The sequence below is a fragment of the Arthrobacter sp. Marseille-P9274 genome (assembly GCF_946892675.1).
Classification (GTDB): domain Bacteria; phylum Actinomycetota; class Actinomycetes; order Actinomycetales; family Micrococcaceae; genus Crystallibacter.
This window is the reverse complement of sequence record NZ_CAMPOV010000001.1, coordinates 2,228,659-2,252,448: the sequence shown is the minus strand read 5'-3', so window position 1 is coordinate 2,252,448 and position 23,790 is coordinate 2,228,659. Positions and strand designations below refer to the sequence as shown.

General features: G+C 68.1%; 21 protein-coding genes. 13 read left to right on the top strand and 8 right to left on the bottom strand.

The window, feature by feature from the left end; translation table 11 throughout:
- Positions 1–23 precede the first annotated feature (23 nt).
- Entirely contained in the window at positions 24–1,250 is a 1,227-nt protein-coding gene (locus OC550_RS10255) for a phosphotransferase family protein (protein WP_262105686.1), read from the top strand.
- Here the strand turns inward: OC550_RS10255 and OC550_RS10250 are convergent.
- Genes OC550_RS10250 through OC550_RS10235 form a run of 4 tightly spaced genes read right to left on the bottom strand, consistent with a single transcriptional unit; the run spans position 1,226 to position 5,508 of the window.
- Positions 1,226–1,894, bottom strand: coding sequence for a response regulator transcription factor (locus OC550_RS10250; RefSeq protein ID WP_262105685.1), 669 nt, complete (start codon positions 1,892–1,894; stop codon positions 1,226–1,228). The genes OC550_RS10255 and OC550_RS10250 overlap by 25 nt on opposite strands.
- On the bottom strand, positions 1,891–3,333 hold the full coding sequence (locus OC550_RS10245) for a cell wall metabolism sensor histidine kinase WalK (RefSeq protein WP_262105684.1): 1,443 nt from the start codon (positions 3,331–3,333) through the stop codon (positions 1,891–1,893). Before OC550_RS10245 ends, OC550_RS10250 begins: the two co-directional genes overlap by 4 nt.
- Positions 3,334–3,353: 20 nt before the next feature.
- On the bottom strand, positions 3,354–3,740 hold the full coding sequence (locus OC550_RS10240) for a hypothetical protein (protein WP_262105683.1): 387 nt from the start codon (positions 3,738–3,740) through the stop codon (positions 3,354–3,356).
- Positions 3,741–3,786: 46 nt separating this feature from the next.
- A complete protein-coding gene (locus tag OC550_RS10235; protein ID WP_262105682.1) occupies positions 3,787–5,508 on the bottom strand; it encodes a tetratricopeptide repeat protein in 1,722 nt (573 codons plus the stop codon).
- Positions 5,509–5,633: 125 nt separating this feature from the next.
- Between OC550_RS10235 and OC550_RS10230 the strand changes: the two genes are divergently transcribed.
- From OC550_RS10230 to OC550_RS10200, 7 genes are all read left to right on the top strand, one after another.
- Complete coding sequence (locus tag OC550_RS10230) at positions 5,634–6,065, top strand: NUDIX hydrolase (RefSeq protein WP_262105681.1); 432 nt, start codon at positions 5,634–5,636, stop codon at positions 6,063–6,065.
- A gap of 209 nt (positions 6,066–6,274) precedes the next feature.
- On the top strand, positions 6,275–7,342 hold the full coding sequence (locus tag OC550_RS10225; RefSeq protein WP_262106311.1) for an ABC transporter ATP-binding protein: 1,068 nt from the start codon (positions 6,275–6,277) through the stop codon (positions 7,340–7,342).
- 1 nt (position 7,343) lies between these two features.
- Entirely contained in the window at positions 7,344–8,072 is a 729-nt protein-coding gene (locus tag OC550_RS10220; protein ID WP_262105680.1) for an ABC transporter permease, read from the top strand.
- The gene (locus tag OC550_RS10215) at positions 8,069–8,788 is read left to right on the top strand and encodes an ABC transporter permease (protein ID WP_262105679.1); all 720 of its coding nucleotides are present in this window, start codon (positions 8,069–8,071) and stop codon (positions 8,786–8,788) included. Before OC550_RS10220 ends, OC550_RS10215 begins: the two co-directional genes overlap by 4 nt.
- 8 nt (positions 8,789–8,796) lie before the next feature.
- Entirely contained in the window at positions 8,797–9,750 is a 954-nt protein-coding gene (locus tag OC550_RS10210; protein WP_262105678.1) for an ABC transporter substrate-binding protein, read from the top strand.
- A 27-nt stretch (positions 9,751–9,777) separates the two neighbouring features.
- Entirely contained in the window at positions 9,778–10,992 is a 1,215-nt protein-coding gene (locus OC550_RS10205; RefSeq protein ID WP_262105677.1) for a pyridoxal phosphate-dependent aminotransferase, read from the top strand.
- A complete protein-coding gene (locus OC550_RS10200; RefSeq protein WP_262105676.1) occupies positions 10,989–11,864 on the top strand; it encodes a PPK2 family polyphosphate kinase in 876 nt (291 codons plus the stop codon). Before OC550_RS10205 ends, OC550_RS10200 begins: the two co-directional genes overlap by 4 nt.
- A 27-nt stretch (positions 11,865–11,891) precedes the next feature.
- On the opposite strand, the gene OC550_RS10195 is transcribed toward OC550_RS10200, so the two are convergent.
- On the bottom strand, positions 11,892–12,167 hold the full coding sequence (locus OC550_RS10195) for an exodeoxyribonuclease VII small subunit (protein WP_262105675.1): 276 nt from the start codon (positions 12,165–12,167) through the stop codon (positions 11,892–11,894).
- Positions 12,168–12,226: 59 nt separating this feature from the next.
- Complete coding sequence (xseA, locus tag OC550_RS10190; protein WP_262105674.1) at positions 12,227–13,495, bottom strand: exodeoxyribonuclease VII large subunit; 1,269 nt, start codon at positions 13,493–13,495, stop codon at positions 12,227–12,229.
- A 188-nt stretch (positions 13,496–13,683) separates the two neighbouring features.
- Here xseA and OC550_RS10185 point away from each other — a divergent pair, with 188 nt between their 5' ends.
- On the top strand, positions 13,684–14,769 hold the full coding sequence (locus OC550_RS10185; protein ID WP_262105673.1) for a 4-hydroxy-3-methylbut-2-enyl diphosphate reductase: 1,086 nt from the start codon (positions 13,684–13,686) through the stop codon (positions 14,767–14,769).
- Positions 14,770–14,831: 62 nt separating this feature from the next.
- Here OC550_RS10185 and OC550_RS10180 read toward each other — a convergent pair whose 3' ends face one another.
- Entirely contained in the window at positions 14,832–16,043 is a 1,212-nt protein-coding gene (locus OC550_RS10180) for a DNA recombination protein RmuC (RefSeq protein ID WP_262105672.1), read from the bottom strand.
- A gap of 94 nt (positions 16,044–16,137) precedes the next feature.
- Between OC550_RS10180 and ychF the strand changes: the two genes are divergently transcribed.
- The 4 genes from ychF (at position 16,138) to nrfD (ending at position 22,726) form a co-directional block, all read left to right on the top strand.
- Positions 16,138–17,223, top strand: a complete 1,086-nt coding sequence (gene ychF / locus OC550_RS10175) for a redox-regulated ATPase YchF (RefSeq protein WP_262105671.1) — start codon at positions 16,138–16,140, stop codon at positions 17,221–17,223.
- A 128-nt stretch (positions 17,224–17,351) separates the two neighbouring features.
- A complete protein-coding gene (gene fdh / locus OC550_RS10170; protein ID WP_262105670.1) occupies positions 17,352–20,651 on the top strand; it encodes a formate dehydrogenase in 3,300 nt (1,099 codons plus the stop codon).
- A complete protein-coding gene (locus tag OC550_RS10165) occupies positions 20,652–21,647 on the top strand; it encodes a 4Fe-4S dicluster domain-containing protein (RefSeq protein ID WP_262105669.1) in 996 nt (331 codons plus the stop codon).
- The gene (nrfD, locus tag OC550_RS10160; protein WP_262105668.1) at positions 21,644–22,726 is read left to right on the top strand and encodes an NrfD/PsrC family molybdoenzyme membrane anchor subunit; all 1,083 of its coding nucleotides are present in this window, start codon (positions 21,644–21,646) and stop codon (positions 22,724–22,726) included. The genes OC550_RS10165 and nrfD overlap by 4 nt, the downstream gene beginning before the upstream one ends.
- Positions 22,727–22,760: 34 nt before the next feature.
- Here nrfD and selD read toward each other — a convergent pair whose 3' ends face one another.
- A complete protein-coding gene (gene selD, locus OC550_RS10155; RefSeq protein ID WP_262105667.1) occupies positions 22,761–23,774 on the bottom strand; it encodes a selenide, water dikinase SelD in 1,014 nt (337 codons plus the stop codon).
- Positions 23,775–23,790 lie beyond the last annotated feature (16 nt).

The following is a 23,790-nucleotide window of genomic DNA, read 5'->3' as shown; positions in this document are numbered from 1 at the left end:
CGGGGGATGGTAAGACGGAACCTATGGACATCACGGGCTTGGGGGCCGTCGCTGACGAGACGGCCGGCATCGAACTCCTGGAGAGCCCCGCAATGGGGGAGCCCCTCGAGCTGGCCGTCAACACCCTCGGCGGCTCTGTCCGTTCCTGGCACCTGGCCAAACTCCAGCACCGGCCGGGAGCAGGAGCGACCGGCATCTACAGTGTGGACGTGGCGTTTGCCGACCGGCCGGACCGGACCGAGTACGTCTGCATCACCAGCTCGAACGTGCCCGACTGCGGGCTGTCCATGGTGCGCCTGCAGAACGGCGGCATCAACCTCACCGCGTGGCTGTATCCCGCGGACCCGGTGCTGGCCGGGCTTCCCGCCGCGTGCGATCCCTCCGCCGTGGCCGCGGCGGCCTTCGGCGGTGGCACCGCGGACCTGCAGATGATCAACTACCGGCCGCTGCGCCGTGCGGTCCTGACGGCGGTGCAGGGACAGAGCCGCGTGTTCATCAAGGTGGTTCGGCCGGACCGTGCGCAGGCCCTGTTGCGCCGCCACCGGATGCTCATCGATGCGGGCATTCCCGCTCCGGAGGCGCTGCCGGGACCGGGCGAAGGAGTCGCCATCCTGCGCGAGGCGGCGGGTACCCCGCTGGCCCAGGCCCTGATGGACGACGGCGCACTGGAGCTCGATCCGCAAACACTGATCTCGCTGCTGCACAGGCTGCCGGAAGACGTGCTCGGCCTGTCCCGCCGGCCGGCGTGGGCCGAGCGGGCCGCCGACTACGCGAAGGCGGCGGCGGCGGTGCTGCCGGGGGAGCAGGACCGCATCTTCCGGCTGGCCGAACGCGTCCGGGACCTGCTGTCCACGACCGACGCCGGACCTGTGGTTCCGACGCACGGCGACTTCTACGAAGCCAACATCCTGGTCGATCGTGGCCGGATTACGGGGCTCCTCGACGTGGACTCGCTCGGCCCGGGACATCTGGTGGACGATCTCGCCTGCTTCATCGGGCACCTGGCCGTCCTGCCGGCCGTGCACAGCGCCTACGTGCATGTGCCCGAGGCGATGGAGAGGTTCCTGCGGGCGTTCGACACCGAGGTGGACCCGGCGGGCCTGCGTGCTCGGGCAGCAGGGGTCGCGCTGTCACTGGTCGCCGGCGCCAAGACGGCCGGCTCCAGCTGGGAACCGGACGCGCTGCAACGGCTGCAGGCCGCGGAGGAGTTGGCCGCGCAGGCCGATCAGTTGTCCGCCGCCAGGCGGTAACCCACGCCCCGGACGGTGGCGAAACGCTCGGCGCCGAGCTTGTTGCGAAGGTACCGGACGTAGACGTCGACGACGTTCGAACCCGGGTCGAAGTCGTAGCCCCAGACCCTGGAGAGCAGCTGCTCACGGCTCAGGACCTGGCCGGGGTTGCGCAGGAAGGCCTCGGCCAACGCGAACTCGCGGGCCGACAGGTCGACTTCCTTGCCGCCGACGGTCGCCCGGCGCATACGCAGGTCCAGCTGGAGGTCGCCGCTGGACAGGAGGCCCAGGTCCACCGACGGCGGATCGGTCCGCAGCCGAAGGCGCACGCGGGCCAGTAGTTCCTCGAAGCGGAACGGCTTGGCCATATAGTCGTCGGCGCCGTTTTCCAAGCCTGCCACCGTATCGTCCACGGAGCTGCGGGCCGTCAGGATGATAACGGGGGTGTCGTTGCGGGCCTCCCGGATGCGCCGCAGCACCGTGAACCCGTCCTGGTCCGGCAGGCCGAGGTCCAGCACTATCAGCTCGAAGTCTCCCGTCATCGCCAGGTGGTAGCCCTCGCGGCCGGTGGCAGCCACGCTGGGCACATAGCCGGCCGACTTCAATCCCTTGGCGACGAAGGAGCTGATCCGCTCCTCATCCTCGATCACCAGAATCTGGCTCACGCTGCGTCCTCCTGCTCCGGTTGCTGCTCTGCGATGACGATGGTGAAGGTGGAGCCGCGGCCCGGCGCCGAGGCGAGCTCCACCCGGCCGCCGTGCGCCGCGGCGATGGCGCTGACGATCGGCAGTCCGAGGCCCGATCCCTCGGCGCGGGTGCTGTTGGCGCCGCGGGCGAACCGCTCGAAAATCCGCTTCTGGTCCTCGGGCGCGATGCCTGCGCCCTCGTCCCGGACCCACAAACGCAGTTCGCCCTGCGCGCTGCGCGACCCCAAGGCGATCGGCGAACCGGGGGCGGAGAACTTCACGGCGTTGACCGCCAGCTGCAGCCAGGCCTGGGTAATGCGGTTCGGATCCAGCGGCCAGCGTTCCTCCGCCCGGGCATCCACGCTCCAGCATCGATCGCCGAGCGAACGCGCCTTGTCCAGCACGTCGTCGGTCAGCCGCCCGACCTCCAGTGGTTGCCGCATGGCAAACTCCGGCCGGTCGGCGGCCGCCAGCGTCACCAGGTCGTCGACCAGCAGGCGCATCCGGTCCAGTTCGTCGAGGGCAATGGAACGGACGGATTCGACGTCCTCGGCATCGCTCGGGTCCTGCAGCTCGAGGTGGCCCTGCACGATGGTGATTGGCGTCCGCAGCTCGTGCCCCACGTCGTCCAGCAGCTGCCGCTGCGCCGTCATGGAGGCCTGAAGCCGGTCCAGCATTTCGTTGAAGGTCCGGGCCAGTTCCGAGAGGTCGTCGTTACCGGTCACCGGAATACGGAGCGACAGGTCGGTTTCCGTGATCTTCTGCGCTGTCTCCCGTACAAGCCGTACCGGAGCCAGCAGCCTGCCGGCGACCAGCCAGCCCACACCGGCAATCAGGATCAGCGCGATCAGCGCAATCAGCCAGTAGGTGCGGAAGATGCTGTTCAGTTCATCCATCTCGGCCTCGTAGTCGAAGGCCAGCACGAAGGTGCTTTGGGCCGGATCGGAGGAGAGCTGGACCGGCACCGTCACCACGCGGTAGGTGGTCTGCGCGGTCTCGACCGACGTCAGTTCGATGCGGTCGCCCGGCGGCATTGCCAGGATCCGTTCCATGAGCTGCGCGTCTTGTTCCAGCCGCAGCGGAACCGCGGAACTCGCGGCGAGCTGGACGCGGCCGTCCACGATCCCGACCATGCCTTCGTTGGCAGCCGGCGACGTGCGGGCCATGGCTGTCCGAACCAGTTGGGCCGCCTCGGTGAAATCGCGGCCTGTCTCCGGGTCGACGCCGATTTCCGCGAGGGTATTGAACTCCTCGACCGACCTGCGCAATGAGTCGTCGATGTTCTGGGTTATCTCGCCGCGCTGGAGTCCGAGTGCCACGCCGCCAGCGACCGCGAGGCCAAGCGCGGACAGTGCGACGACGGCCGCCAGGACGCGCGTCCGTACGGAGAGCCCGCCGGGCCGACTAAACAATCGCATCAGGGCACACCGGAGAAAGTCTAGTCATCGATACCGTTATCGTCCTCGTCGGGCTCGGCGGCGTCATCGTCATCGTCAAAGTCGTCGTCGTACTCCACAGGCGGCGCAGGCTGCACCGGGACGGGCGCCGGTGCAGGCGGAGGCGGGGGCGCCTTGTCGGGCTCGGGCGCGGGCGCGGGCTTTGGCGGTGCCGACGGCCCCGTCGGCTTGGGCTTCGGCTCGGCGCCCTTGTCCGGGGCGGGCTTCCGCGGTTCGCTCGCCGCGGGCGATGGCGTGAACACGATCGAGGGGCCCAGGTCGGAAGTCCCGGGCTCCTGGAAGGTGCTCGCCACGGCAAAACCGGCCAGGCTCATGCCCAGCACGACAGCCAGGCCGATGAGCACGTATCGGAGGGTGGCACGCTGCATGCCCCGATTATTCAAGCCGAAAATGAGATGAAGATGAGAACCGGCCCTACTCCTCGGCGGCCTCTTCTGCCGCCTGCCGGGCCTGCTTGGCCTCGTTCTTGCGGCCCAGGCTTTCCAGGGCGGCCGCGAGCCCCAGGTTTGCGGCCACCAGCAGCATCCGGCTGATGCCGGGCTGGTCAAGCACCATGCGGTACATCGGGACGGCGTCAGCCGGGCGGCCCAGTTCGGAGAGGATATGCGCCGCGAACAGTTCGGCGTTGCCGGCGGAGGCAGCATCATCGGCCGCTGAATACAGGTCCGCCGCCTGGAGCGCCGCTGACACGGCCGCGGGCCCATGGTCCAGGGCCCACAGGCCCCGCGCGCGGGTATCGCTGTAGTCGGCCTCGTACCAGTGGGCCCCGTAGTCGCGTGCCAGCCGGATGGCCTCGTCCAGCTGCGTGATGCCGTCCGGGTCGCCGGCCTCGCAGAGGGCGTGGCCCAGGGCGTGCAGGGCCTGCGGCAGCACGGCGGCATCCTCGGTCTCCTTGCGGGCCGCCGCGACCGCGGCTTCGAAGCAGACGATGGCGTCTGCGTCGCGGTCCTCGCGGGAGAGCAGCGTGCCGATGGCCAGCAGGGACCTGGCGGCTTCGCCAAATTCGCCGGCCCGGCTGAAGGCGGCGACCGCCTGCCGCCAGTTGTCCAGCGCCTCGGCCGTGCGCTCCGCGTGCCGGTGCGCATGCCCAAGGCTCATCAGCGTCCGCGCCACTTCCGAAGGCGGTGCCGCCGCCAGCCGCTGCCGCTGGAGCAGCTTGCCCAGCACCGCGACCGCCAGCTCGTACTCCTCGGCCTCCAGCAGCTGGTTGCCCAGGGCCAGCCGGAGCGTGGACTCCTCGCGCACTTCGCCGCGTTCGGCCTGCTGAACGGCGGCGCGCCACGCCAGCACCGAACTCTCGTCGTCGCCGGCGGCAGCGCAGAGCTGCGCCACCACGACGGCGGCCGACACGGCTCCCTTGCGGACCCCGCAGGCCGCGTAGAGCTCCAGCGCGGTCAGCGCGTATTCCATGGCGTCGCCGACGTGCTCCCCGGTGCTCGCCAGATTGGCCTTCAGCAGCCACATCGACGCGGCCAGCGCGCGGTTGGCCGGCAGGGACAGCAGCCGGTCCGCCGCCGCGATAGCGCGGCGCGGGTGGTCGGCCTGCAGGTAGGTGTGGGCCAGGTACATGAGCGCCCCCGCCATGCTGTCGGTCCGGTCGCCCGCGGCGTATCCGTCGACGGCCTGCTCCAGCAGTTCCAGCGCCCGCGGCCGCGCTCCCTGCTGCGAAAGTGCGACGGCGACAGCCAGCTTGACGTCGGCGATAACCCCAGGGCCGGCCTTGTCCGCGACAAGTTCCTCCAGCGCCGCTTCCAGCACCGGCAGCTCCGGTTCCGCGGCTTCGCGGAAAAGGACCGTGCCCAGGTCCGCCTCGACCCCCGCCTGGAGCGTGCGGCCGGTCCTGCGCAGCGTGGCGATGCGCTCCTGCAGGTACTCTTCGGCCTTATCCTGGTCACCTTGGATCTGCGCGACGGCGATCATCACCGAATACAAGGCAAGCACGACGTCGGTCTCATTGCCGCCGGCCTGGTCGAGCCCCATCTGCGCCAGGAGCATCGCGCCATGGTTGTCCTCCGCGTAGGCTGCCTCGTACGCGCGGTCCAGGCAGTCGCGGGCACTGGCCGGAACCGCCGCCGGGTCCGGCCCCGACCCGGCCAGGACGTCCAGCAGCCGGCGCTCTGTCGCGGGCAGTGCCAAGCTCCAAACCGGCGGGGCGGGCTCCGCACGATGCCTTGCTGGCCTGATCCCCATGGTTCCAGTTGTAGTCGCCGCGGCGGAGCCGCGCAATGTGCCGCAGGGCCGTGCGCCCTAGACTGATCCTCATGAACTTTGACACCCGGGTCGGCGCCTACGGCGTCATCGTCAGGGACGGTGCCGTCCTGCTCGCCCGCTGGACGGAGTCGGGCATCCCGCGCTGGACCCTGCCCGGCGGCGGCCTGGAGCTCGGCGAAGACGCCCCGTCAGCGGCGGTGCGCGAAATCGCGGAGGAGACCGGCTACATCGCCGAACTCGGCCGGCTCCTCGGCGTCGACAGCAAGTTCATCCCCGCCGAGCGCCGGCTGCATGGCGCGGCACGGCCGCTGCATGCCCTGCGGATCATCTATTCGGCCACCGTCACCGGCGGTGAACTCGCCCACGAACTGGACGGTTCCACCGACGAGGCGTGCTGGTTCGCCTTGGAGGAAGTGGCCGCGCTTGACCGGCTCGACCTCGTCGACGAGGGCCTGCGGCTCTTCGGCTCGGAGAAAGTCTAGGGACACGGCTGTGTCCGGGAATATGTTGCAGCCCCGGGGATGTGATTAGACTCGGTCCAAGAGTTCCACCCGGCCCCAGGGCCGGCACAGTTTTGGACCATCGGGCCTACCTGCCCGAGACCGTTACGACAGTCCTGCCTGACAGAGCCCGGAGGGAGCCCCGCATGGAAGAGCCCCGCGGGCGTTCGGCAGCTGCAGCCACCGACCCCATGGTCAGCTTCCGCAACGTGACGAAGAGCTACGCCGCGGGGAACCCAGCCGTCGACAATCTGACGCTGGACCTGGACCGCGGTGCGATCACCGTCTTCGTCGGCCCCTCCGGCTGCGGAAAGACGACTTCGCTGCGGATGATCAACCGCATGGTCGAACCGACCTCGGGCACCGTGCTGGTTGACGGGAAGGACGTCGCCGGGCAGGCGCCGGCCAAGCTGCGCCGTTCCATGGGGTATGTGCTGCAGTCGGCCGGACTGCTGCCGCACCGCACGGTGCTCGACAACATTGGCACCGTTCCGCGGCTCAACGGCGCCTCCAAACGCCAGACCCGGGCCCGCGCGCAGGAGCTGCTCGAGATCGTGGGCCTTCCGGCCGTCCTCGGCTCCCGGTATCCGTCCCAGCTCTCCGGCGGGCAGCAGCAGCGCGTCGGCGTGGCCCGGGCGCTCGCCGCCGATCCGCCCATTCTGCTGATGGACGAGCCGTTCAGCGCCGTGGACCCGGTGGTCCGTGCCGAACTGCAGCAGGAGCTGCTGCGGCTGCAGCAGGAGCTGGCCAAGACCATCGTGTTCGTCACGCATGACATCGACGAGGCGACGCTGCTCGGCGACAAGGTGGCCGTGTTCGCCACGGGCGGCCGGCTGGCGCAGTACGCGCCGCCGGAGGAGCTGCTCCGTGCCCCGGTGGATGACTTCGTGGCAGGCTTCGTGGGGCGCGACCGCGGGTTCCGTTCGCTGTCCTTCCGCCCGGCGGGGGAGGTGCCGGTGCATTCGGCCGCCACCGCCACCCTGGCGACGCTCGCGGACGCACCGGGCGGCGTGTGGCTGCTCATCGTTGACGACGGCGGCGCCCCCGTGGGGTGGCTGCCTCCCGGAGAGCGGTCCCCGGCCCGGCTGCTGGTCGGCGGATCCCTGTTCATGCTCGGATCGTCCCTGCGGCAGGCGCTGGACGCGGCGCTGTCGTCCCCCTCGGGCCGCGGCGTCGCTGTGGACGGCAATGGCCGGGTTGCCGGCCTGGTCGACGCCGAGGATGTGCTCAAGCGGCTCGAAGCGGGCAGGAGCGGCTGATATGGCGTGGCTGCTGGCCAACCTCCCCGACGTCCTGGAGCTGACCTGGCTGCACTGGCTCCAGTGCGTGCTGCCGCTGCTGCTCGGCCTGGTGCTGTCCCTTCCGCTGGGCTACGTGGCCTGGCGGCTGCGCCCCATCCGCGGGGCGATCCTGTCAGTCAGTTCGGTGCTCTACACCATCCCGTCGCTCGCCCTCTTCGTGCTGCTGCCGTTCGTCCTGGGGACGCGGATCCTCGATCCGCTGAACCTGATTGTCGCGCTGACCATCTACGCGGTGGCGCTACTGGTGCGGTCCGTCGTCGACGCCCTCGAGTCCATTGACGACGGCGTGCGGCAGGCCGCGGTGGCCATGGGGTACCGGCCGCTGCGCCGGTTTTTCGGGGTCGACCTGCCGCTGGCGCTGCCTGTGCTCTTTGCCGGGCTGCGGGTGGTGTCGGTGAGCAACATTTCGCTGGCCAGCGTCGGCGCGCTGATCGGGGTCCGCAACCTCGGCACCCTGTTCACGGACGGGCTCCTGCGGTTCTTCGTCACCGAGATTGTTATCGGGATCGTGCTGACGCTGCTGCTGGCCGTGGTGATGGACCTGATCATCGTGGCCGTTGAGCGCGTGCTGACGCCTTGGCTTCGTGCCGGAGCCAAGCAACCTCCGGCGGGCACCGGAGCGGGCTTCGCTGCGCGCCCGCACGCGGGGGAGCGGCCGGACCCGGCAGAGGCGGCGGTGCTGCCGTGAACATCTTCGCAGCGGTCGCCGAGTGGTTCCTGGATCCGTCCCAGTGGAGCGGCCCGGCCGGCATCCCCGCGCGCCTCGCCGAGCATCTGGGCTACGCCGCCCTGACCCTGCTGATTGCGGCTGCGGTCGCATTGCCGATCGGCATGTACGTGGGCCACACCGGAAAGGGACGCATCGCCGTCGTTAGCGTTGCCAGCGCGCTGCGCGCCTTGCCGACGCTCGGCCTGCTGACGCTCTTCGTCATCGTGATGGGGCTCGGCCTCATGCCGCCGATCTTGGCACTGGTCATCCTCACGATCCCGCCCCTGCTCGCCGGAGCCTACTCCGGGATCGCTGCGGTGGACCGGACGCTCGTGGATGCCGCGCGGGCGATGGGCATGACGGAATGGCAGGTGCTGGCGAAGGTGGAACTGCCGAACGCCCTGCCGGTGCTGCTCGGGGGAGTGCGCGCGGCGGTGCTGCAGGTGATCGCCACGGTCGCCGTCGTCGCCTACATCAATCTCGGCGGCCTTGGCCGCTTCCTGATCGATGGCCTGGCCGTCAGTGATCCGGTGCGCATGTTCGGCGGTGCGATCCTGATTGCGCTGCTGGCCCTGGTCGTCGACGGGCTCCTCGCCGTCGCGCAGAAATACGCCGTTTCGCCCGGACTGGCCGACCGCCGGCACCGGCAGCGACGGGAAACACCAACTGTTGGCGCCGTCCAAGGCGGCATCTAAGGAGAAGCATGAAGAACCTGTTCCCGGTCCGCCGCAGCATCATGACGGCGGCTGCAGCGTCCGCCGTGGCCTTGGCCCTGAGCGCCTGCGGCGCCGGCTCCAACCCGCTGGAAGAAGACACATCGGGCCCCGCCGCCAGTTCGGGGGCTGCGGGCCAGTTGGTGGTGGGCTCAGCCAACTTCCCGGAAAGCCAGATTGTCGGCGAACTGTATGCCGGAGCGCTCAACGCGGCAGGAATCCAGGCCAGCACGAAGCCCGGCATCGGCTCGCGCGAGGTCTACCTCAAGGCCGTCGAAGAAGGCTCCGTGGACGTTGTTCCGGACTACAGCGGCAACCTGCTGCTGGCGGTGGACCCCGAGGCGACGGCGGCCTCCGCCGACGAGATCAAGGATGCCCTTCCCGCGGCGCTGCCGCAGGGGCTGGGGGTCCTTGAACCGGCGCCGGCCGAGAGCAAGGACGCGATGGTCGTCACCAAGGCCACGGCGGAGAAATACAAGCTGACCTCCATCGAGGACATGGGGCCGGTGTGCAAGGACCTGGCGCTCGGCGCCAACCCGGAGTTCGCCGAGCGTGAGTACGGGCTGAAGGGGCTCAAGGAGAATTACGGCTGCGAACCCAAATCCTTCGAACCCATTAACGACGGCGGCGGTCCCGCTACCTTGCAGGCGCTGATTACGGACAAGATCCAGGTGGCCGACATCTACACGACCACGCCCTCCATCGAGGACAACGGCCTGGTGGTGCTGGAGGACCCGAAGAACAACTTCATCGCCCAGCAGGTGCTGCCGCTCGTGTCCTCAGACTCGGTGGGCCAGGAAGCCGCGGATGTGCTCAACGAGCTATCCGCCGCGCTCACCACGGAGGACCTCGTCGACCTGAACCGGCAGGTCAGCGGCGACGAGAAGCGCAATGCGAAGGATGCCGCCGCCGACTGGCTGAAGGAAAAGGGCTTCGCGGAGTAACCGCAGGCGGTATGCGAAGATTCTTGAATGGCCGAGTTCAAGCAGTCCAACAAGCTCCATAACGTCCTCTACGACATCCGAGGCCCGCTGCTTGAGCATGCCCAGCGGATGGAGTCGGAGGGCCACCGCATCCTCAAGCTGAACATCGGCAACCCCGCGCCGTTCGGCTTCGAGGCGCCGGACGCGATCCTGGTGGACATGATCCGGAACCTGCCGAACGCGCAGGGCTACAGCGATTCGCGCGGCATCTTCTCGGCCCGCACGGCGGTGTCGCAGTACTACCAGACCCGCGGAATCCAGGAGATCGGCGTCGACGACGTCTACCTGGGGAACGGGGTCAGCGAGCTTATTACGATGAGCCTGCAGGCGCTGCTCAACAACGGCGACGAGGTGCTGATCCCGGCGCCGGACTATCCGCTCTGGACCGCCTCCGTCAGCCTCGCCGGCGGCCATCCCGTCCACTACCTCTGCGTGGAGGAAGAGGGATGGCTGCCGGACCTGGAGGACATGGAGCGGAAGATCACGCCCAACACCAAGGGCCTGGTCATCATCAATCCGAACAACCCCACCGGCGCCGTCTATCCGCGCCACATCCTCGAAGGGATGCTGGAGTTGGCCCGCCGGCACAACCTCGTGGTCTTCTCGGACGAAATCTACGAGAAGATCCTCTACGAAGACGCCGTCCACACCAACACCGCGCTGCTGGCGGACGACGTGCTGATCCTGACCTTCAGCGGCCTGTCCAAGGCGTACCGGGTCTGCGGATTCCGCAGCGGCTGGATGGCGGTCTCCGGGCCGAAGCATCTGGCTTCGGATTACATCGAGGGCATCAACCTGCTCACGAACATGAGGCTGTGCGCGAACGTGCCGGCGCAGCACGCCATCCAGACGGCGCTGGGCGGCTACCAGAGCATCAACGACCTGATCCTGCCCGGGGGGCGGCTGCTGGAACAGCGGGACAAGGCGTACGAGATGCTCAATGCCATCCCGGGCGTGAGCACCCAGCAGGCCAAGGGTGCACTGTACCTGTTCCCGAAGCTGGATCCGGACGTCTACCCGATCAAGGACGACGAGGCCTTCGCCCTGGACCTGCTGAAGCAGCAGAAGATCCTGATCTCGCACGGCCGGGCGTTCAACTGGGTGAAGCCGGACCACTTCCGCCTGGTGACGCTGCCGAACCTGGGCATCCTCGAAGAAGCAGTCGGCCGCATCGGCGAGTTCCTGAGCACGTACCGGCCATGAAAAGGCCAAACGGGGTAGCGGGAGCGGAAGGGGCCGCGGGATTCGACCCGGCGGGCCTGCTGCGCGTGCGCGAGGGTTTCCAACTGGCAGACGTGGACCCTAACTCGACGCCGGGCTTCGACGGCGGCAAGGACGAAGGGGCCCAGCTGCTGGCCTCGGAAGACGACCAGCTATCCGAACTCCAAGAAAGATTGTTCGCGCAGAGCCGTTCCGGGGTCACGGGCGCGGTCCTGCTCGTGCTGCAGGCGATGGACACCGGAGGCAAGGGCGGAATCGTCCGGCACGTGATCGGCGCGGTGGACCCGCAGGGCGTGAAGCACAAAGCCTTCAAGGCCCCCACCGAGGAGGAACGGGCGCACGGCTTTCTCTGGCGGGTGCAAAAGGAACTCCCGCCGGACGGGATCATCGGGGTCTTCGACCGTTCCCACTACGAGGATGTCCTGATCCACCGCGTCCGCGGGCTGTCGCCGCTGGCCGAAGTCGAGCAGCGTTACGCGATGATCAACGAGTTCGAAGCCAAGGTCGCCGCCAGCGGCACGCGCATCCTCAAGGTGATGCTGCATATCAGCAAGGACGAGCAGAAGAAACGGTTGAGGGAGCGGCTGGACCGGCCCGACAAGTACTGGAAATACAACCCGGGGGACGTCGACGAGCGTGCCTTCTGGGACGAGTACCAGCACGCTTACCAGCTGGTGCTTGACCGGACCAGCACTGACGCAGCCCCGTGGTACGTGGTGCCGGCCAACCGCAAATGGTATGCGCGGATCGCGGTACAGCAGCTGCTGATCGGCGCGCTGGCGGCGGTCGATCCGCAGTGGCCGCCGGCAACCTTCGACGTCGAGCTGGAGAAGCGGCGGCTCGAGGCGAGCTAGTCCGACGGTCCGGCGCGGACCGGCCGGCTAGTCCGAGCCGTTGTCCGCCGGACCGGCGCCGCTGTCCTCGGCGCCCGCGCGGGCGGCATCCAGGCGCTGGCGCGCGCCTTCGAGCCACGCCTCGCAACGGGCCGCCAGCGCTTCGCCGCGCTCCCACAAGGCCAGGGACTGCTCGAGGCTGGTGTTGCCTGCTTCCAGCTGGTTGACCACTGCCACCAGCTCCTCCCTGGCCTGCTCGTAGCTCATCGCCGCGACGTCGGTGTTGTCGCCGTTGCCGGCGTTGGCCGTCGGGGTCTCAGTCATGGGTTCGCTCTTTCTGCAGGGGGGATGGAAAATGTCGGCGGAGGACGGACCGTCCGGGCCTAGATGACTTTGGCCGCTACTTCGCCGACCGCCACCCGGATCCGCAGCCGGGTGTCCGCCGCGGCGTCCGCGCTGTCGCGCAGGATGCTGCCGTCCGGCAACTGGACGACGGCGTAGCCCCGGTCCAGCGTGTTCTGCGGGGAGAGCGCGCGGATTTGCGCCTTCAAGTGGCCCACGCGGTCCGCATCACGATGGATGGCCGACGTCATGCAGTTGCGCGCCCGCTGCGTGAGGCGCGTAATGTCCTCGGCCCGGGAATCGACCATGGTGGCAGGAGCCGACAGCACCGGGCGGCTGCGCAGTGCGGCCAGCCGCTCGGACTCCACCCGGATCAAGTGGTCGACGCGACGGTCCAGCATCTGGCGCGCACGGCCGATGCGCGTAAGCTCCTCGTTGACGTCCGGGACGATCCTCTTGGCCGCATCGGTAGGTGTAGACGCACGCAGGTCCGCCACTTCGTCGAGCAGCGGCCGGTCGGCCTCATGGCCGATGGCGCTGACCACCGGCGTGGCCGCAGCCGCAACGGCGCGAATCAAGTCCTCGCTGCTGAAGGGAAGCAGATCCTCCAGGGAACCGCCGCCACGCGCAATGACGATGACGTCGACGTCCGGCCGGCCGTCGAGCTCCGCCAGCGCCTTCATGACCTGGGACACCGCGTTGACGCCCTGGACGGCCACTTCGCGGACCTCGAAGGCGACGGCCGGCCAGCGCAGCGAGGCATTCCGAATCACGTCCTTCTTGGCGTCCGAATCGCGGCCGGTGATCAAACCGATACGGTGCGGCAGCATAGGCAGCGGCTTCTTGCGGTCTGTGTCGAACAGGCCTTCACGGCCCAGCGCCTGCCGCAGCCGCTCCAGCCGGGCCAGCAGGTCGCCCAAACCGACCGGGCGGATATCCCGCGTTTGCATCGAGAGCCGGCCGGTCTTGACATAGAGCTCGGGCTTGAGCTGGGCGACGACGCGGGATCCGGGCTCCAACGGGAGCTCAAGCCGGGCCATGACGCTGTTGAAAGCCATCAGGCTGAACGATGCCTCGGCCTCAGTGTCGCGCAAGGTCAGGTACGTCACGCTGTTGCGCCGGTTCAGCTCAATGACCTGGCCCTCGACCCAAGTGGGCGGCACCCGTTCGATGTGGGTCTTCAGCTTCTGCGACAGCATCCGCAGCGGCCACGGGTTTTCCGCCGTGGTCTCCATGGCCGTGGCAGGCAAGGTCGTTTTTGCGGCGGGGGAGCCCACTTCCCCGTGGACAAGTCCATGGTTGTGGTTCACGTCAGGAGCCCCTCTCAGCCCGTGCGGGGCCATGCCAATCGGTAGAGCAAGTCCTTACATTCTTATCAGCAATCACCGACAGGATTGATTCCTGCCTGCTGCCGCCCGGCGGCCTGCAGCTGGCCGCACCCCGTGACGGGGCTTACGGCCAGCTGGTTCCCGAGGTGGAAGCGGCTAGCATGGAGGGCATGACGAGCACCGCTGTCTCTGTTCCCATGCCCAGCATCCCGCGCAAGCGCCGCAGCCCGGAGGAAATCGCCGCCGCTGCGGAAGTGGAAGGCCCCCGACGGGTCCTCCTTGCCGCGCCGCGCGGATACTGCGCGGGCGTGGACCGGGCCGTGATCGCCGTCGAAAAGGCCTTGGAACACTACGGGCCGCCGGTCTACGTGCGGAAGCAGATTGTGCATAACCTCCACGTGGTAAGCACGCTGGAGGAGAAGGGCGCGATCTTCGTCGAAGAGACGGACGAGGTTCCCGAGGGCGCCCTCGTCATCTTCTCGGCGCACGGTGTTTCTCCGGCGGTGGTCAAGTCCGCCGACGACCGCGGACTGCGCACGATCGACGCGACCTGCCCGCTGGTCACGAAGGTGCACCGCGAGGCGGTCCGTTTCGCCCGCGACGGCAACGAGATTCTGCTGGTGGGGCACGAGGGCCACGAAGAAGTCGAGGGCACCTACGGCGAGGCGCCCGATCACACGACGATCGTCAACAACCCGGCCGAAGCGCGGACGGTCGAGGTCCGCGACCCCGACAAGCTGATCTGGCTGTCCCAGACCACGCTGTCGGTCGACGAGACCATGGAGATCGTGTCCATCCTGCGTGAGCGGTTCCCGAAGCTGCAGGATCCGCCCAGCGACGATATCTGCTACGCCACTTCCAACCGGCAGGCCGCGATCAAGAAGATTTCCCCGCAGGCCGACCTGGTGATCGTGGTCGGTTCCGCGAACTCGTCCAACTCGGTGCGCCTGATGGAAGTCGCCCTAGAGTACGGAGCGAAGGCGTCCCATCGCGTGGACTTCGCGAACGAGGTGGACGAGTCCTGGTTCGAGGGAGTCTCTACGATCGGGCTGACCTCCGGAGCGTCGGTGCCCGAGGTCCTCGTGCGGGAAGTCCTCGCGCTGCTGGCCGAATACGGCTACGCCGACGTGGAAGAAGTGGTTACGGCCGAAGAGGACATCCTTTTCTCGCTGCCGAAGGAACTCCGCGCGACGCTGAAGGAAAAGGGCGACGCCTCCCGCGGCCTGGGCGGCCGCGGCTCCCGCCCCAACCGGTAGCGGGCCCGCGAAAGCCGGCTTGGGCCCCCGCGGGCCCAGGCCGCAAAGCACGCGCGCGGGGCCTAAGCGCTGCGTTCCTGTCCGGAAATCAGTTCCGGCGCCGACAGCAGGCGCGGCGTGCTCTCCAGCACCGTCGGTCCGGCGGCCGGCTCAAGGGCGGACGGATCGAAAGCGTTGATCTTGCGCGCGGTCGGCAGCACCCTGGATTCCAAGGTGCCGACGAAGGAGTTGTACTTCTCCACCGACCCCTTGAGCGAGGAACCCAGACGCGTGACATGCTCGCCCAACGTTCCCAGCCGCTCGTACAGCTGCCGCGAGAGCTCGAAGATCTCGCGGGCGTTTTCGGTCAGCACTTCCTGCCGCCAGCTGAAGGCCACGGACTTCAGCGAAGCCAGCAGTGACACGGGGGAAACCAGCCCGACGTTGCGGGCGAACGCGTAGTCGAGCAGCTCCGGGTCGCTGTGCAGCGCCGCCGACAGCACCGACTCGGCCGGCAGGAAGCACAGCACCAGTTCCGGTGAGGCCTGCACGCCCTCCCAGTACCTCTTGCCGGCAAGGACATCCACGTGCGCCTTCACCGCCTTGGCATGGGCCGCCAGCAGCTCGGCCCGCCGGCGTTCCACATGGGCATCCCCGTGGACCGGCAGCTCCTGCGCCTCCAGATAGGCCCGCAACGGCACCTTGGCGTCCACCACCAGCGCTTTGGAACCGGGCAGCCGCACCAGCATGTCCGGCCGCATCGAACGGTCCGCCCCGGCCAGATGGACCTGCTCGGAGAAGTCCACGTGCGCCAGCATGCCGGCGGCCTCGACTACGCGCCGCAGCTGCACCTCGCCCCACTGGCCGCGCGCCGAGTTCGATTGCAGTGCCGCGGTCAGGGTCTGCGTGGAACGCAGCAACTGCTCGTCACTGAGCCGGGCCGCGCGCAGCTGTTCCTGGAGCTGGCCGTAGTGCTCCACCCGGTCCCGCTCCAGCAGGCTGACCTGCTGCTGGACACTGCGAAGTTTCTCGCCGACCGGCCCGAGGGCGCGGAGCACCACATTCTCCTGCTCGCCCTGCGCCGAGAGCTGCCGGTTGTGCTGGCCCAGCAGCCGGTTCTCAGCCTCTGCCGCCGCCAGGCTCGCGGCCGCGGCACCCAGCCGGGCTCCGGCGTCGTCGATTTCCTCCGATAGGTCCCGCACCCTGCGCCGGAACGGCACAGCGACGGCAAACGCGCCGCCCGCCGCCCCGAGAAGCAGCGCCAGCAGCACCAGTACAACCTGAAAAGCATCCATGACTACAGCTTGCCAGCGGGGTATGACAATTTAGCCCAAGGCCTGCCAGGGACGAATCGCGCCCCATGCGGCCGCACCGGTATCCTTGACTACCGTGGCTCTTACTATTGGCATCGTCGGACTGCCCAACGTCGGCAAATCAACCCTCTTCAATGCGCTGACCCGCAATCAGGTGCTGGCGGCGAACTATCCGTTCGCCACCATCGAACCCAACGTCGGAGTGGTCCCGCTGCCGGACGAGCGGCTGGATAAGCTCGCGGAGATCTTCGGCTCCGCGCGGATCCTGCCCGCCACCGTCTCCTTCGTGGACATCGCCGGCATCGTCCGCGGTGCCTCGGAAGGCGAGGGGCTCGGCAACCAGTTCCTGGCGAACATCCGCGAAGCACAGGCCATCGCCCAGGTCATCCGCGTCTTCGACGACCCCGACGTGGTGCACGTCGAGGGCAAGGTGGACCCGGTTTCCGACATGGAGACGATCAATACCGAGCTGATCCTGGCGGACCTGCAGACGATTGAGAAGGCCTTCCCGCGCATCGAAAAGGAAGTGAAGATCAAGAAGCGCGACGCGGCCGAGCTGGCGGCCCTCGAGGGGGCCCGCAAGGTGCTGGAGCGCGGCGACACGATCTACGAGTCCGCGGAGAGCGACAAGCTGGACCTTGAGCATCTCAAGGAACTGAGCCTGCTGACCGCCAAGCCGTTCATCTACGTCTTCAACGTGGACGACCAGATCCTGGGCAGCCAGGAACGGCAGGCCGAACTGGCCAAACTCGTGGCTCCGGCCGACGCCGTCTTCCTCGATGCCAAGCTCGAATCCGACCTGGTCGAACTGGAGCCCGAAGAGGCCCGGGAGATGCTGGAAATGAACGGCCAGGAGGAATCCGGCCTCGACCAGCTGGCCCGCGTCGGCTTCCACACCCTGGGACTGCAGACCTACCTGACGGCGGGGCCGAAGGAGGCACGCGCCTGGACAATCAACCAGGGCGACACGGCACCGCAGGCCGCCGGGGTGATCCACTCGGACTTCCAGCGCGGCTTCATCAAGGCGGAGGTCGTCTCCTTCGCGGACCTCGTGGAGGCCGGCTCGATGGCGGAAGCCAAGTCCCGCGGCAAGGTTCGGATCGAAGGCAAGGACTATGTGATGGCCGACGGCGACGTGGTGGAGTTCCGCTTCAACGTCTAGCGCAACTGACGCGCATCTTTGGCCTCCGAACAGCAGCTTGGATCGAAATGGCTGGTTTAGAAGATGCTCCGGACCCAGTTGCCGTGCACCCCTATTGTCGGGGAGGGGTGGTGGGCTATGGTGGCCCCATGTCGCGGTTCAGCTTCTTAGGATGGCCGGTTGTCCGGCAATTCGGCTCGGGTGATCCACTCGGCCGCGGCGAAGCCGTGACATCGCCGAAGACCCGTGGAATTATGCCGCGGACGTCAACTGCGGACCGAGTGGTCCAAAGCGTGTGCCCCTACTGCGCCGTCGGATGCGGCCAGCGTGTCTTCGTCAAGGACGAAAAGGTCGTCCAGATCGAAGGGGACCCCGATTCGCCGATTTCCCGGGGGAGGCTCTGCCCCAAAGGATCGGCCAGCGAGCAACTGGTCAACGCGCCCGGCAGGCAGACAAAGGTGCTCTATCGGGCACCCCACGCCAAGGACTGGCAGCAGCTGGACCTGGACACCGCCATCGAGATGGTGGCCGACAGATTCCTCGAGGCACGCCGGAACAACTGGCAGCAGAACGATGAGCAGGGCCGGCCGCTGCGCCGCACCATGGGCATTGCCGGTCTGGGCGGGGCCACGCTGGACAATGAAGAGAACTACCTGATCAAGAAGCTCTTCACCGCCGCAGGGGCCATCCAGCTGGAGAACCAGGCCCGCATTTGACACTCCGCCACGGTTCCCAGTTTGGGAACCTCGTTTGGGCGGGGAGGCGCCACACAATCGCTCCAAGACATGGCAAATGCCGACTGCATCGTTATCCAGGGCTCCAACATGGCCGAATGCCACCCCGTGGGCTACCAGTGGGTGACGGAGGCCAAGGCTCGGGGAGCAAGGGTCATCCATGTGGACCCGCGGTTCACCCGCACCAGCGCGGTAGCCGACAAGCATGTGCCCATCCGCGCCGGATCGGACGTCGTGCTGCTTGGCGCCCTGATCAACCATGTGATCAGCAACGAGCTGTGGTTCAAGGAGTATGTGCTCTCCTATACCAACGCGGCGACGCTGGTCGGCGAAGACTTCCGTGACACTGAGGACCTCGACGGGCTGTTCTCCGGATTCGACCCTGCGACCGGGCAGTACGACCTGTCTTCCTGGGCCTATGAGCGGAAGCGCGGCGCGGAAGAACCCGGCGGGCACGAGCACGGCGCCGACACCGCGGCGCGGGCGGCCGGCCAGCAATACGGCAGCGGGGGCCCGACGCTGGCAAACCCTCAATTCGAACAAGACCCCACGCTGGAGCACCCGCGGACCGTGTTCCAGATCCTCAAGCGGCACTATGCGCGCTACACCCCCGAGATGGTCCGCGAGGCCTGCGGCATTTCCCTCGAGGATTTCGACTATCTGGCCCGGGCCGTCACGGAGAACTCCGGAAGGGACCGGACCACGTGCTTCGCGTACGCCGTCGGATGGACGCAGCACACCCTGGGCGCTCAGTTCATCCGGACCGCGGCGATCCTGCAATTGCTGCTGGGCAACGTGGGACGCCCCGGCGGGGGGATCATGGCGCTGCGCGGCCACGCCAGCATCCAAGGCTCCACCGACATTCCAACCCTGTTCAACCTGCTGCCGGGCTACCTCCCGATGCCCAAGGCCGAAATGGAGACCCTGGAGCAATACCTGGAAGGCATCGCCTCGCCCACCCAGAAGGGATACTGGGCGGCCGCCGACACCTACACGGTCAGCCTGCTCAAGGCCTGGTGGGGCGACGCGGCCAACGAGGATTCGGAATGGGGCTACCGCTACCTGCCCCGGATCAACGGCCCCCACGGCACGTACGAGACGGTCATGAAAATGCTTGACGACGACGTCGAGGGCTACTTCCTCTTCGGCCAGAACCCCGCCGTCGGGTCGGCCCACGGGCGCATGCAGCGGCTGGCCATGTCCCATTTGAAATGGCTGGTCGTGCGGGACCTGAGCCTGATCGAATCGGCTACGTGGTGGAAGGACGGCCCGGAGATCGCCTCGGGCGAACTCGCGACCGAAGATATCGCCACTGAAGTCTTCTTCATGCCGGCAGCCACTCACGTGGAGAAGGCCGGATCCTTCACGCAGACGCAGCGGATGCTCCAATGGCGCCACCAGGCTGTCCTGCCGCCGGGCGATTGCCAGAGCGAACTGGAGTTCTTCTACGAACTGGGCAAGCGCATCCGGGCGAAACTGGCGGACTCGACCGATGAGCGGGACCGGCCGCTGCTGGACCTGACGTGGGACTATCCCATGAACGAACACGGCGAGCCCGACGCCGAGGCGGTGCTCGCGGAGATCAACGGCGTGCATCTGACGGGGCCGCAGGCCGGCAAACCACTCTCGTCCTACACCGAGATGCGCGCCGACGGGTCGACGTCGGGCGGCTGCTGGATCTACACCGGAGTCTATGCGGACGGTATCAACCATGCCGCCGATCGGAAACCGCAGCAGGAACAAGGCCCGGTCGCCCCCGAATGGGGCTGGGTCTGGCCCGCGAACAGGAGAATTCTCTATAACCGGGCATCGGCGGACCCCGACGGCAAACCTTGGAGCGAACGCAAGAAGTACGTCTGGTGGGACTCGGAGCAGAGCCGGTGGACCGGACAGGACGTGCCGGACTTCCCCGTGGACCGCGCGCCGGGGACTCGACCGGATCCCGAGGCCGGCGGAGCCGCGGCGCTCGCGGGCGACGATCCGTTCATCATGCAATCGGACGGCAAGGGATGGCTTTTCGCGCCGAAGGGCATGGTGGACGGACCCCTGCCGACGCACTACGAGCCCCAGGAGTCTCCGATCGCCAACCCGCTCTACCGGCAGCAGCAGAATCCTGCCCGGCTGACCTATCCGCGCGCGGACAACCTCAGCGCGCCCAGCGCAGGCGAGCCCGGTTCCGAGGTCTACCCCTACGTGTTCACCACGTACCGCCTGACCGAGCATCACACGGCCGGCGGGATGAGCCGATGGCTGCCCTACCTCTCCGAGCTCCAACCGGAAATGTTCTGCGAGGTTTCCCCGGAACTGGCAGCCGAACGGGGACTGGAGCCCTACGGATGGGCCACCATCATCTCGCCGCGTTCGGCGATCGAGGCCAGAGTGCTGGTAACCGAACGGGTGAAGCCGCTGGTCGTGAGCGGGCGGACCTTCCACCAGATCGGGTTGCCCTACCACTGGGGCGTGGGGCAGGACGCTGTGGTTTCCGGCGACGCGGCCAACGACCTGCTCGGGGTGACACTCGATCCGAACGTGCAGATCCAGGAGTCCAAGGTCGGGTCGTGCGCCATCGTCCCGGGGCGCCGGCCGCGTGGCGCCGCGCTGCTATCGCTGATCGCCGATTACCAGACCCGTGCGGGGGTGACACCGGAGACCGGCAACCAGAAGCCCACCAGTCCCGGCCGAGCCTCGGGCCACGAGACGAAGGAGGAGAACTGAATGAACCAGCTGACCGAATCTCCGGACCACGCTAGGCACACCGGGCATCCTCGGAAGGGTTTCTTCACGGACACCTCGATCTGCATCGGATGCAAGGCCTGCGAGGTTGCTTGCAAGGAATGGAACCGCAACCCCCAAGACTCGGAATACGAGCTGCTCGGGTCTTCCTACGACAACACCGGGTCCCTGGGAGCAGACACCTGGCGGCACGTCGCGTTCATTGAGCAGGACCGGGAGCAGATCGGCCGCGCCCGCGAATCCGGGCGGGCTCTTGTCAGTCTTGGCATGCCCGGCCTTGGCCCGCCGGGGCAAGACCGCGCGGTGAACCTGGCCGGGGCGGACACGACGCCGCCTGACACCCCCGACTTCCGGTGGCTGATGTCCTCCGACGTGTGCAAGCACTGCACCAACGCCGGATGCCTCGACGTCTGTCCCACGGGTGCCTTGTTCCGCACGGAGCACGGAACCGTCGTCGTGCAGGACGATGTGTGCAACGGCTGCGGAACCTGCGTGGCGGGGTGCCCGTTCGGGGTGATCGAGCGGCGCCGCGACGGCACGGCAGGGCCGAAGACCGAGCGCGACTTCACGCCGGGGGAACAAGCCCCAACGCCTAACGCCGGCGTCGCGCAGAAGTGCACCTTGTGCTATGACCGGATCGTTGACGGTCAGACGCCCGCGTGCGCGCAGGCCTGCCCGACGACGTCCATCAAATACGGCGAGCGCGAGGACATGGTGGCCACGGCGAAGGAACGGGTGGCCGAACTGCATGCGCAGGGGCTGACGGAGGCGCGGCTCTACGGAGCCAATGATTCCGACGGCGTCGGCGGCACCGGTTCCGTCTTCCTGCTGCTGGACGAACCGGAGGTGTACGGGCTCCCGCCGGATCCCCGCGTGCCCACGGCGGACCTCCCGCGTATGTTCAAGCGGGCGGGCCTTGCCGCCGCCGGCATGCTCGCCGCCGCCACCGGGGCCTTCCTGGCGGGAGGCCGGGCTTGACGGTCTCCGACTTCGATGACTACCGTCCGCCCGAACCGCCGCGCCGGCGCAAGCGGGGCGGCAAGCGCCGCCGCGCCGGTACGGGCGAGGGCCGCGCCGAAGCGCCCGTGGTTCCCGAGGCGGAGTTCACGTCCTATTACGGCCGACCGGTCGTCAAGCCGCCGCCGTGGGGAGACCCGATCGCCCTCTACCTCTTCCTGGGGGGAGTGGCCGGCGGCTCGGCACTGCTCGGAGCCGGCGGGCAGATAACCGGCAGGCCGATACTTTGCCGCAACAGCCGGTTGGCAGCGCTCGCCGCCATCGGGGTGGGAGGCGCGGCACTGGTGGCCGACCTGGGCCGCCCCGAGCGGTTCCTCAACATGCTCCGTACCATCAAGCCCACATCGCCGATGAGCCTGGGCTCGTGGATTCTGACGGCCTTCAGCGCCGGTGCCGGAGTCTCGGCCGTTTCCGAAATCGACCGGATGACCGGCTCGCGAATCCCGCTTGGGCCGCTGCGCCGGCTGCTGCGCGGACTCGAGGGGCCGGCGGGGATGGAAGCTGCCGTGTTCGCGGCCCCGCTGTCCGCCTACACCGCGGTCCTGCTGTCGGACACCGCGAATCCGACCTGGAACGCCGCACGGGAGGATCTGCCCTTCGTCTTCGTCAGTTCTGCCAGCCTCGCCGCGGCGGGCCTGGCCATGATCACGACCCCGGTCAAGGAGGCCGGGCCAGCACGTGCACTCGCGGTGCTCGGAGTCACGGGCGAGCTGATCGCGACTCGGTCCATGGAGAAGAACATGGACCCCGTCGCGGCCGAGCCCCTGCACTCCGGCGGTCCGGGGCGGATGCTGGCCTGGAGTGAGCGGCTGGCCGTCGCGGGTGGTGTGGGCACGCTCGTCGGCGGCCGGTACCGGCCCACGGCGGCAATGTCGGGGCTGTTGTTGCTCGGCGCCTCGGCCCTCACGAGATTCGGGATCCTGCGCGCCGGCATTCGCTCTACAGAAAATCCCCGCTACACGATCGAACCGCAGAAGAAACGGCTCGCTGCGCGCCGCGAAGCAGGCGTCATCCACGATTCGATCACGACCACCGAATGAGGCGCCCGCGAGCGGTGGGAACAGGCGCGACGCGCTAGCGCACCTCGATTCCCTGGCCTCCAGTCGTGTATCCGACGACGGGGTAACCGGGCAGTTCGCCCACCACGAGCAGGCCGCCGGAGGTCTGGGCATCGGCGAGCATCAGCAGGTCCTCCTCGGAGACCCCGGGCCCCGGCCGCAGGTGGGGACGCACCCACTCCAGATTGCGCCGCGTTCCGCCGGAGATGAAGCCGTCCCGCAGCGCTTCCCGGGCGCCGGAGACCAGCGGCACCGCGTTTCGGTCGATGACCGCACCCACGCCGGAGGCCCGGCACATCTTGTAGAGATGGCCCAGCAGGCCGAACCCGGTGACATCCGTCGCGGCTCGGAGGCCGCCCTGCACGGCCGCCTCGGCAGCCTCTCGGTTCAACTGCACCATCGTCGCAATGGCTTCGGCGAATACCTCGCCGGTTTGCTTGTGGCGATTGTTCAACAAGCCCAGGCCGATCGGCTTGGTCAGCGTGAGCGGCAGCCCGGGCCGCGCGGCATCGTTGCGAAGCAGCGAACCGGGGCGGGCGACGCCGGTCACCGCCATTCCGTATTTGGGTTCCGGGTCATCGACTGAGTGTCCCCCAGTCACCGGGCAGCCGGCTTCGGCGGCAACCGCCAGCCCGCCGCGCAGAACCTCGGCCAGCAACTCCATCGGCAACCTGTCCCGCGGCCAGCCCACAAGATTGATGGCGCTGACGGGACGCCCGCCCATGGCATAGATGTCGGATATGGCGTTCGCTGCCGCGATCCGGCCCCAGTCGTAGGCGTCATCGACCACCGGAGTGAAGAAATCCGCGGTCGAGAGCACCGCAAGGTCGTCGCCGACCAGCACCGCGGAGGCATCGTCGCCGCCGTCGAGTCCCACCAGAACGTCGGGGTGGGTCTGGCCGACCAGGCCACGGACAACGTCCTCGAGCTCCCCGGGAGGAATCTTGCAGGCGCACCCTCCGCCATGCGCATAGCCGGTAAGCCGGACGGCTCCGGAATGTTCCTGGTCTAGGGCCATCATCGCGTCCATGGCCCTCAGTCTAGGA